This window comes from Epilithonimonas sp., assembly GCF_032054305.1.
GTDB lineage: Bacteria > Bacteroidota > Bacteroidia > Flavobacteriales > Weeksellaceae > Epilithonimonas.
This window is the reverse complement of sequence record NZ_DAMBSX010000007.1, coordinates 117525-129727: the sequence shown is the minus strand read 5'-3', so window position 1 is coordinate 129727 and position 12203 is coordinate 117525. Positions and strand designations below refer to the sequence as shown.

The following is a 12203-nucleotide window of genomic DNA, read 5'->3' as shown; positions in this document are numbered from 1 at the left end:
AACATTTTGTCAAATGGCAAATGACAGTCAGCCAAGTATCTGTAATTTTATAAAATGGAAAAATTCATAGATTATATACTGCAATTTGATAACCTGAACAGGCAACAGCTAGACTTCATCACAAGCAAAGCCAAAGAAATCGAACTTTACAAAGATGATTTTTATTGGGAAGCCGGAAAAACTGTGAAACAGATTGGTTTCCTGACAGATGGCGTTATTCGGGTTTTCTATTATAACAATAAAAGCGAAGAAATTACAAGATATTTCATTGACGAAAACCATTTGATTTTATCCGGAAATACAATTGATGAAATATATGTTCCTTCTGAATATTTGTCCGCCATAACAGACTGCAAATTGATTATTTTTTCAAAGCAAGACTGGAAAGAAATTTCACAAACCATAATAAATTGGGACAATATTATTCAGAAAATAATTGCTAAATATCATAGTGAAAAAATTATTCGGAGAAGCGAATTGGTTTCGCAGGACGGAACGGAACGCTATCTTGATTTTATTCAGAAATTTCCAACTTTGGTCAATCGTGTTCCTTTATCGTACATCGCTTCTTATCTTGGAATTACGCAGTCTTCCTTGAGCAGAATAAGAAAAAATATCCGTTAAAATCACTTTTTGCCAAATGACAAATCCTTTCATTTTTTATTGAACCAACTTTGCTTTGTTAAATTTTAAATCAATAAATAATGAATACAAGAAAATTAGGAAAAAGCGGATTAGAAGTTTCTGAATTGGGTTTTGGCTGTATGGGATTAAGTTTTCCAAATGCACCGGCAAAAAATGAAAGCATCAGGCTGATTCGTTCGGCAGTTGAAAATGGAATCACTTTTTTCGACACGGCACAAGGTTATGGCGAAAATGAGCTTTTAGTTGGCGAAGCATTGGAATCATTTCGTAAAGAAGTTGTGATTGCGACCAAATTCGGTATGAAAAACGGTGATGTTAGGCAAGGTTTAGACAGTCGCCCTGAAAACATAAAAGCCGTTGCCGAAGCTTCTTTGAAAAGATTGAGAACAGACGTTATCGATTTGTTTTACCAGCACAGACCCGACCCTAACGTACCGATTGAAGACGTTGCAGGAACTGTAAAAGATTTGATACAACAAGGTAAAGTGAAACATTTTGGACTTTCGGAAGCCAATATAGAAACCATTCGCAAAGCAAATTCAGTTTTACCAATAACGGCTTTACAAAGCGAATATTCGATGTTTTATCGTGACCCTGAAAACGAAATTATTCCTGTTTTGGAAGAGTTGGGAATTGGTTTTGTTCCTTTCAGTCCTTTAGGTAAGGGCTTTTTGACAGGAACAATCAATGCTGATGTGGAATTGGCTAAAGATGATACCAGAAATATGTTGCCGCGTTTCAGCAAAGAAAATCGTGAGGCAAACCAGGCTTTGGTAGATTTGGTGGTTTCCATTGCGAAAGATAAAAATGCAACGCCTGCACAAATTGCATTAAGTTGGTTGCTGGCTCAAAAACCTTTCATCGTTCCAATTCCGGGAACATCAAAATTACATCGCCTACAGGAAAATATTGGTGCGACAAATGTTTCGTTAGGAATTGAGGAATTAAACAGAATAAATTCAGCTTTAGCAACTATTAAAATTGTTGGCGAAAGATATCCTGTGCAGATTCGGGATACGGCAGAAAGGAAATAAGTTATACAACTATATTAATTTGTTTTTCAACTGATTAATAATCTCAACCAATTCATTTTTAAACCATCGGATTACTGATGGTTTTTTATTAAATGGTTTATATCACAGAATTACATTAATTTAAATAAAATAAGTGTTAATTATACATTTATTAAAAATAGAATCTTATATTTGTTATCAACCGAATATCGAATTTCAATTATTTGAATCGATTTGATATTTCAATGATTTTTAAATAAATTATAATGAAAAAAGTTCTGTTCTCCTTATCCATCTTAATTTGTGCTTTCTCATCGGCGCAAACTTTCAAATATCCATTCCAAAATCCAAAACTTCCGGTCGAGCAGAGAATTGAAAATCTTATCGGATTATTAACGGTTGAAGAAAAAATAGGAATGATGATGGACCAGTCCAAGGCAGTTCCACGTCTGGAAATTCCGGCTTACGGCTGGTGGAACGAGGCGCTTCACGGTGTGGCAAGAGCAGGAATAGCTACAGTTTTTCCACAGGCAATCGGGATGGCGGCAACCTGGGATGTTCCGGAACATCTCAAAACTTTTGAAATGATTTCTGATGAAGCCAGAGCAAAATACAATAAATCTTTCGATGAATCCAACAAAACCGGACGTTACGAAGGTTTAACGTTTTGGACACCCAATATCAATATTTTCCGTGACCCGAGATGGGGAAGAGGTCAGGAAACTTACGGTGAAGACCCGTTTTTAACTTCAGTTTTAGGCGTTGCAGCCGTAAAAGGTTTGCAGGGAAATGACCCGAAATATTTCAAGACGCACGCTTGCGCCAAACATTTTGCCGTTCACAGCGGTCCGGAGTGGAACCGACATTCTTACAATGCCGAAGTTTCAAAACGAGATTTATACGAAACCTATCTTCCGGCTTTCAAAGCCTTGGTTTTGGAAGGAAATGTAAGGGAAGTGATGTGCGCTTACAATGCGTTTGACGGACAGCCTTGCTGTGCGAACAATACTTTGCTGACAGAAATTCTCCGTGGAAAATGGAACTACGATGGAATGGTCGTTTCCGACTGTTGGGCTTTGGCAGATTTTTACCAGAAACAATATCACGGAACGCACCCCGACGAAAAAAGTACGGCTGCAGATGCTTTGAAACATTCAACAGATTTGGAGTGTGGCGATACTTATAATAACTTAAACAAATCTCTCGCAAGCGGCTTAATCACAGAAAAAGATTTGGATATTTCAATAAGAAGAATCCTGAAAGGTTGGTTTGAATTGGGAATGCTTGACCCGAAATCTTCCGTTCACTGGAACTCAATTCCGTATTCTGTGGTGGATTCTGACGAACATAAAAAACAGGCTTTGACGATGGCGCGAAAATCAATTGTGCTGATGAAAAACGAAAAGAATGTTTTGCCATTAAATAAAAATATCAAAAAAATTGCAGTTGTGGGGCCAAATGCGGATGACGGACTGATGCAGTTGGGAAATTACAACGGAACACCTTCTTCAATCGTCACTATTTTAGATGGAATTAAAGCTAAATTTCCAAACGCCGAAATCATTTATGAAAAAGGAACAGAAGTGGCCGACCCATCTACCAGAACGTCATTGTATCAAAATTTCCTAAGCCAGAGAAATGGCGAAAGAGGAATGAAGGTCGAGTTTTTCAATAATAACGAATTCAAAGGAAAATCTGCCGATATTTCGGTCAATAAAACAGGAATCAACTACAACAGTTTTGGCGGAACTCAGCTTGCCCCGAATGTTGGGAGAGAAAATACGTCGGCGATTATTTCAGGCGTTTTTAAAAGTACTTACACCGGCGATGTGATTCTTTCACCTTCAACTTCCGATGTTTACACACTTTTTGTTGACGGAAAAGAAATCGCCACAAGAAAAGGTCCCGACGCAAGACATCCTTCCGAATTTCCTGTAAAAATGGAAAAAGGAAAAGAGTATAACATCGAATTACGCCACACCCAAAAAGGAAAATATGTGAGCATCACTTTCGATGTGTACCGAAAAGACCCTGTGAATTTCGCTTCCGTAAAGGAAAAAGTGAAAAATGCAGACGTTATTATTTTCGCTGGCGGACTTTCGCCGAGTCTTGAGGGTGAAGAAATGTTAGTGAGCGCCGAAAGTTTCAAAGGTGGCGACAAAACATCCATCGAGTTGCCGAAAGTTCAACGTGAATTGTTGGCAGAATTAAGGAAAACCGGAAAGCCAGTCGTTTTTGTGCTTTGCACGGGAAGTTCGCTTGGTTTGGAACAGGACGAAAAAAATTATGACGCCTTACTAAACGCTTGGTATGGCGGACAATCCGGCGGAACGGCTGTCGCAAATGTTTTGGCTGGCGATTATAATCCGTCAGGAAAATTGCCGATTACATTTTATAAAAATCTGGAACAGCTCGACAATAATTTGTCAAAAACCAGCAAACACCAAGGTTTCGAAAACTACGATATGGTCGGAAGAACTTATCGTTATATGACAGAAAAACCGTTGTACGCTTTTGGTCACGGTTTAAGCTATTCGAATTTTAATTTTGGTGATGCTAAATTGAGTAAAAACACAATTAATACAACTGAAAATCTGACGATTACCATACCTGTTAAAAATACTTCAAAACGAGATGGCGAAGAAGTTGTTGAGGTTTATGTGAAAAGAAACAACGATGCTTCTGCGCCTGTAAAGACTTTGAGAGCTTTCGAAAGAGTGTTCATAAAGGCAGGTGAAACAAAAGATGTTCAGCTTACTATTTCTCAGGATTCATTTAAATTTTATGATGAAAAAGTGGATGATTTAGCTCCAAGACCAGGAGACTACACGATTTTCTACGGCGGAACATCTGACGAATCCGGATTGAAGAGTCTTCAGATGAATGTGAAATAAAAGATCTGGATTAATCTATTATCAATTGCCCTTCTATGTTAAAATGGAAGGGTTTTCTATTATACTTCGATTTGAATTTCATTTAGTTCTACGAATGAATTTTAACTGAATTTGACAAAAAAAACGGATACAAAAATTCAAATATTTTTTCAGTATATAAAAATTAGGTCAGGTTATGTTCTTTTTTGGTAATAAACTAATTGGAATTTGTGACAAAAAAGATATATTTTTTATAAAAATGTATTTTTTTAGATTTTTTTTACAAATAAAATAGCATAATCCTTATCATATACCATCATTATTTTTTAATTATCAAAAATAATCTTCAGACCTGTGAAATTTCATTAATAGTATATTTTCATATTAACTAATTGTTAACTAAATGATAAGCTATTCATAAAATAGCTGAGTTTTTATATTATGCATTATTTTTAAAAATGGTTATTTATTTGATTTATATTTATAATAAATGGTAAATCTTTGAATATTTTTATTATATTAGATTATAATAATATCTAATTGTTAATTAATATGAAATTAGAAAATTTACCTCCTTAAACAATTCCGACTTTAAAATTGGAAAATCTACTATTTTGTTTTTTTAGTCAGATTTAAAGATTTGATTTCTACGGTAACTCTTCAATAGCTTTTTAAAACTTAGTTAAAAATGTGCATTTGTTCAAATTGCATCAGCTATCGTATTATGTATTTATAAAGAAGAAAAGTTACTGATAACTCTTTTAAAAATTCAAAAATCATTAAAAATAAACTTATGTTATGAACAAATTTATCACTAAACTAATTAAAAGAATTGCATTTTTTGCCATTGTTTTATCCACCTTTCAGTTGATTGCTCAAACTCCGAAAGTCCGTATTGATGCAACACCAAGACAAAAAATTACCGGATTTGGAGGATTTGTGTGTAGTCCTCAGTTTGCCTACAACCATATGACTCCTGCTGAGATCCAGAAAATGTGGGGAGCAGGTAGTGAAGCGGGATACAACATCATGAGGATTTATATTCCTACCACTCAGGAAAACTGGTCTACAGTATTGGAAACATCTCAATTGGCCCAGTCTTTAGGTCTGAAAATCTTTGCCAGTCCTTGGTCGCCGCCGGCTATTTGGAAAACCAATGGCAATGATGCAGGAACTTACAATGGGGTGGAAGGTTTTCTGAAACCTGAACATTATGGGGATTTTGCAAATTATCTGAATGACTTTGTTGTCTATCTAAGGAATAATGGGGTAGAGTTGGAAGGTATATCTCTGCAGAACGAACCGGATTATGTCGTAGATTATGCTGGATGTACATGGACAACTGCTCAAATGACGAATTTTCTGAAAAATTACTCAGATGTTATTAGCTGTAAGATCATCGCTCCGGAAACTGTGGGAATGTCGAACAATTATGCCAATGCACTTCTTGCTGCAGATGTATTGCCAAAATTTGAGATCTATGCAGGACATCAATATGGCGGTATAGGTTCCGCATATAAAGGTTTCCTGAATACGAACAAAGAAATCTGGATGACAGAGTTTCTGATTAACTGGAACTCTAATGGCGGTACAAGAAATTTTTCTTGGAATACCGATGCGTTTGACTTTGCGAAAAGTGTTAACGATGTTTTGGTAGGAGGAGGAAATGCCTGGATCCATTATGCTACGAAAAGATATTATGGGATGATGGGCGATGGTCTGTACGGAACTGTAGCTGGCGAAATTACCAAGCGTGGCTATATACTTTCTCACTTTGCAAAATATACGACTGGCTCTAAAAGACTGGATGCCATCTGGAGCGATCAGGGCTCGATGCAGGGTTCAGCATACATCAATGATTCCGGAGATAAAGTGACGCTGATGGTTTTAAATTCATCTGCCAATACTTATACTCTGAAAGTAGATTTGCCTTTCTATACGACGTCTGCGCAGAAGATTCTGACCAACGAGACCTCTAATATGGTTTCTTCTAATCAGAATTTTACAGAAACCTTCCGTCCGACCATTCAGGTCAATCCATCAAGCGTTATCACTTTTGTTTTTGATAAAAGTAATATCAGAGAAGTTTCCAATATGACGGGTCAGGATATTAATTATTCTAAAATTGAAACCCAATCAGTTACCAATCCTGCGTTCGGAACAACTTATCAATTAAGTGGTAAAACAGCTACGTTATACAACTCCACACCATTGATCAGTTCCAATATGACAGATTCCAATGGATACATCAGTTTAGATGACCGATACAACAAATTGGTTTTCCATGTCAATAGTTATACGACCAGCAATCTGGCAACTTCATCCAACACAACCTTATATTATGTTGATAACGCAGGCGTTGTGAAATCTTATAATTATGGAACTGTCAACTTGCCGTCGTCAGGTTCTTCTAATTTTGATTTGACATTTGATATTTCCAGAGCAGTTCTTACTACAGGCTGCAAAGGAATCATTGGACTTAGAAATGGTAATTTCAGCTCTATTCTGACATTCAATTTCGGAGATGTTTATTTCGCAATTTCAAATGAAAAAGCGATGAAGTTTGCAGGCGTTTACTCAGATGGCGATAGTAATCTGATGGATGTTTACGAAAATGCCTATTACACATCGCTGGATTTTACCAGTACAACAGGCATCAGTACTTCGGCAGATTGGAAAAGCAAAATGGCCAATTCCAATAGTATATTTTATGTTAACAGTGGTGCAGGATTCCGCATAGGTTCTTCCAAAGCAGCCAATACAAATGTTGTTTCAGGAACAGTTGCTGCGTCATTGGAATTATCTGACCAAGGCGGTGATTTTAATGTACCTTCTACTTTCAGTGCAACTGCCGCATCATACACAAAAACATTAAATGGATATGGCGTGATCATACTTCCGTTTGAAGCTAATGTACCAAATGGAGTACAAGCTTATAATATGTTGCCTTCATCATCTAAGGTAGTATGTACTGCAATAGAAAATGGTAAAATTCCGGCCAATATTCCAGTATTGGTTAATGGAAATGGTACTTTTGTATTCACTGGATCTGGTACTGTTTCTACACCGAAAGCAATTGTTTATAATCAGTTCAATGCAGATTACAGCACAATCAAAGCTTATTCAGGAGGTTATGTCCTGAAAACTGTGAATGGAACTCCCGGATTTCACAAAATTACGAGCGGAAGTGAGACTGTAACTGCGTTCAGCGCCTATATTACAGAAGAAAATTCTTATTCAGCTTTACTTTTACCATTAGAATTTGGAACCCTTGCCATTGGAGATATAGCTAAATATAAAATACAGATTTATCCGAATCCTGCAAAAGACGAACTCTTTGTTACAATCGAAAATTCGGATTCCGAATATAAGATTATAGATGCAAAAGGAAGTTTGATCTTTACAGGAAAACTAACATCAGGTAAGAATAGAATCGATGTTTCCAAACTTGCAGCTGGAGTATATTATATTATTTCTGGAAATACCCAAAAGACAGAAACTAACAAATTTATCAAACAGTAATTTCTTCATTAACATTTTTTCATTCAAAGCCATCACAGAATTTCTGTGATGGCTTTTGTATCCACTATTATAGTTGGGAAGTTTATGCTTAGTATGTTATCTGAAAAAATAAGTGTTTATTTTACATTTAATTAAAATAGAATCATATATTTGTTATTGCTCCGTGATAAATATAATTATTCAATTTTTTGGATAAAATAATCAATAAAATCAAGAATGAAAACAAAATCCAAAATATTCGCTACCGCATTTTCTTTAAGCGTAGCCTTCTTTTCAGGACAAAATGGAAATGTAAAAAAGCAGTTCCTCGATTTAGACGGAACTTCCACCAACATCAAAATCCAGCCAACGATGTACGGGATTTTCTTCGAAGACATCAACTTTGCCGCAGACGGCGGATTGTACGCTGAACTCATCAAAAACCGAAGTTTCGAATTTGATGAACCTTTGACAGGTTGGAAACAGCCCAACACAAAAACACTGTCTCCGAATCTGGATTCCGGTTTTCTGACGATTATAACCGACAAGTCTAAAACCAATAAAAACTACGCAAGAATCACGGTTTGGAATGATAAAAACTATTTGCTCGAAAATGAAGGTTTCAGAGGAATCGGGATTCATCAGGGTGAAAAATATGATTTCAGTTTTAATTTAGAAAATATTTCAGGCAATATTTCTGCGGTTAGGGCAAGTCTTGTAGATGAAAAAGAAAAAGTAATTTCGGAGGTTTCAACAATCATAAAAGGTAGTGGCTGGCAAAAATACAGTTTGGTTTTCGCTCCAAAATCGACGGTTGAAAAAGCAAAATTACAGCTCACTTTCACCGGAAAAGGTGTGGTAAATATGGATATGATTTCTCTGTTCCCACAAGACACCTGGAAAAGCAGAAAGGGTGGACTGCGGAAAGATTTGGTTCAGAAATTATACGATTTGAAACCCGGATTTTTGCGTTTTCCAGGCGGATGTATTGTTGAAGGACGAACTTTGGCAGAACGTTATCAATGGAAAAAAACGGTCGGAAAAGTAGAAGACAGAGAAAATCTTATTAATAAATGGAACAACGGGTTTGCGCACCGTCTTACACCCGATTATTGGCAGTCTTTCGGACTTGGTTTTTTTGAATATTTCCAGTTGGCGGAAGATTTAGGCGCAGAACCACTTCCGATTTTAAGCTGTGGAATGGCCTGTCAGTTCAATACCGCAGAATTGGTGAAGATGGAAGATTTAAATCCTTACGTTCAGGATGCTTTGGATTTGATTGAATTTGCCAACGGAGATTCCAACTCAAAATGGGGGAAAATCCGTACAGAAATGGGACATCCGAAACAGTTTAATATGAAATACATCGGCGTTGGAAACGAGCAGTGGGGCGAAGATTATATTGAAAGATACAAAGTTTTTGAAAAAGCGATTCACGATAAATATCCAAACATCCAAATCATATCAGGAAGCGGACCGTCGCCGGACGGAGAATTTTTCGATTACGGCTGGAAAGAACTTAAAAAACTGAATGCACAAATCGTGGATGAGCATTACTACAATTCACCGGGTTGGTTTTTAAAAAATGCAGACCGATACGATAAATACGACAGAAGAGGACCAAAAGTTTTCGCCGGAGAATACGCTGCGCAGTCAGTCGGCGTAGTGAAACCGGATAACAAAAATAACTGGCAGACCGCACTTTCCGAAGCTGCTTTTATGACGGGATTGGAACGCAACGCAGATGTCGTGACGATGACTTCGTACGCGCCGCTTTTGGCACACGCAGACGGTTGGCAGTGGACGCCGGATTTGATTTGGTTCAATAATCTGAAATCCTACGCAACTCCGAATTATTACGTTCAGAAATTATTTTCGAACAACAAAGGGACCGATTTAATTAAAATCTCTGAAAACGGAAAATCCTTAACAGGTCAGAATAATCTTTATGCATCGGCAGTCAAAGATAGTAAAAGTGGTGAAACTATCATCAAAATAGTCAATTCAAACACAAAAGAAACTTTGGTTGAAATCAATCCTAAAAATATTAAATCGGGCAGTCAGATGACCAAAATCGTCCTGACTTCTTCAGGTCTTTCCGATGAAAATAATTTCCAGACCGAAAATATTAAACCTGTTGAAGAAACGCAGGTATTAAAAAAAGGAAAAATTTCGGTGGATATTCCGGCAAATTCTTTAGTTGTTTTAAAGATTAAATAACGCTGAAGTACCATCAATAAAGAGAAAATTAAAATTAAGTGTAAATATTACATTTATTTAAAATAGAATCTTATATTTGCTTTAACTCAAAATCAGAAATGCGAAGATTTCTTTAAGTTAAATGAAAACTTACTGCCAAATCTTTGCCGACTGCCACAATAATTGAATAAATCTCTTTCGTTAATGAAAAAATATGTTATCGGCTTAGATTACGGAACAGATTCCGTTCGTGCCGTTTTGATTGATACAGAAAACGGCGCAGAACTCGCCACTTCCGTGAGTTACTACCAAAAATGGAAAGACGGAAAATTCTGTAAACCCGAAATCAATCAGTTTCGCCAGCATACGTTGGACCATATTGAAGGTTTGGAAAAAACCATTTCAACCGTCGTAAAAGAAAGTGAAATAGCGCCCGAACACATCGTCAGCATTTGCATCGACACCACCGGTTCATCGCCACTTCCTGTTAATAAAGAAGGAATTGCCTTGTCACTTTTGCCTGAATTTTCAGAAAACCCGAACGCAATGATGGTTTTGTGGAAAGACCATACGTCTATCAACGAAGCTGAAGAAATCAATCATTTGGCGAGAAAATGGGGCGGTGAAGATTATACCAAATTCGAAGGTGGAATCTATTCTTCCGAATGGTTTTGGGCGAAAATTCTTCACATCAACAGAGAAGATGAAGCGGTAAAAAATGCGGCATACAGCTGGATGGAACATTGCGATTACCTTACATTTTTACTTTCCGACCATCAGGATTTGGCAACTTTCAAAAGAAGCCGTTGCGCAGCAGGTCACAAAGCGATGTGGCACGAGTTGTGGGATGGACTGCCTTCCAAAGATTTTCTCTCGCAGTTAGATTTATCTTTGGCAGAACTTCGTGACAGACTGTACGATAAAACCTATACTTCCGACGAAGTTGCAGGAAATCTGAATGAAGAATGGGCTGAAAAATTAGGCTTGACAACCAACACAATAATCGCAGTCGGAACTTTCGATGCACATTCCGGAGCGGTGGGCGCAAAAGTCGAGGAGAATACGCTAATTAGAATTATGGGAACGTCAACCTGCGATATTATGGTAGCTCCCAATGAAATTATCGATGACAAAACCGTTAAAGGAATCTGTGGGCAGGTCGATGGCTCTGTGATTCCTGGATTAATCGGACTCGAAGCGGGACAATCTGCTTTCGGAGATGTTCTGGCTTGGTTCAAAAACATTTTGATGTGGCCAACTCAGAATATTCTGATGAATTCCCACATCATCGATGACAATCAAAAACAATTATTAAAAGAAGAATTAGAACAAAACTTAATTCGAAATCTGACGCTGGAAGCAGAAAAAATTCCGCTGTCAGAATCGGTTCCAATCGCTTTAGACTGGATTAACGGAAGAAGAACGCCCGATGCCAATCAGGAGCTGAAAATGGCCATCAACAATCTTTCTTTAGGCACAAAAGCACCACATATTTTCAAAGCTTTGGTCAATGCAATTTGTTTCGGTTCCAAAAAAATTGTAGACCGTTTCGAAGAAGAAGGCGTGAAAATCGAAAAAGTAATCGGGATTGGCGGTGTTGCCAGAAAGTCGCCTTACATTATGCAGACTTTGGCGAACGTTCTCAATATGCCGATTATCGTGGCAGAATCAGACCAGGCTCCGGCTTTGGGAGCTGCCATTTATGCCGCGGTTGCCGCAGGAATTTATCCAAATGTTCAGGAAGCAAGCCAGAAAATGGGTTCCGGTTTCGAAGCCGAATATTTCCCGCAAACCAAATACGTAGAAAAATACGCAGAACTGATGAACCAATATCAGATTCTCGCAGATTTCACTGAAAATAATATCAAGTCTAAGAAAAAGTTGAAGGTTGACAGTTTATAGTTGATAGAAATTTCAGACACAAAAACCAACAACCATCAACCAAAAACTATCAACTAAAATAATTATGGCA

6 protein-coding genes are annotated in these 12203 nt (G+C 37.3%); all 6 read left to right on the top strand.

Features of this window, described 5'->3' with window-relative positions; all coding sequences use genetic code 11:
• Positions 1-54: 54 nt before the first annotated feature.
• The gene (locus RTX21_RS15930) at positions 55-624 is read left to right on the top strand and encodes a Crp/Fnr family transcriptional regulator (RefSeq protein ID WP_312769170.1); all 570 of its coding nucleotides are present in this window, start codon (positions 55-57) and stop codon (positions 622-624) included.
• 80 nt (positions 625-704) lie between these two features.
• The gene (locus RTX21_RS15925; protein WP_312769169.1) at positions 705-1679 is read left to right on the top strand and encodes an aldo/keto reductase; all 975 of its coding nucleotides are present in this window, start codon (positions 705-707) and stop codon (positions 1677-1679) included.
• 245 nt (positions 1680-1924) lie between these two features.
• Positions 1925-4552 carry a glycoside hydrolase family 3 C-terminal domain-containing protein gene (locus RTX21_RS15920; RefSeq protein ID WP_312769167.1) on the top strand — a complete coding sequence of 876 codons (2628 nt, stop codon included), beginning with the start codon at positions 1925-1927 and terminating at the stop codon, positions 4550-4552.
• A gap of 777 nt (positions 4553-5329) precedes the next feature.
• Positions 5330-8053: a T9SS type A sorting domain-containing protein gene (locus RTX21_RS15915; RefSeq protein WP_312769166.1), complete on the top strand. Its 2724-nt coding sequence runs from the start codon at positions 5330-5332 to the stop codon at positions 8051-8053.
• Between the two features lie 216 nt (positions 8054-8269).
• On the top strand, positions 8270-10252 hold the full coding sequence (locus RTX21_RS15910) for an alpha-L-arabinofuranosidase C-terminal domain-containing protein (RefSeq protein ID WP_312769164.1): 1983 nt from the start codon (positions 8270-8272) through the stop codon (positions 10250-10252).
• Between the two features lie 183 nt (positions 10253-10435).
• Positions 10436-12133 carry a ribulokinase gene (locus RTX21_RS15905; RefSeq protein ID WP_312769162.1) on the top strand — a complete coding sequence of 566 codons (1698 nt, stop codon included), beginning with the start codon at positions 10436-10438 and terminating at the stop codon, positions 12131-12133.
• Positions 12134-12203: the final 70 nt, after the last annotated feature.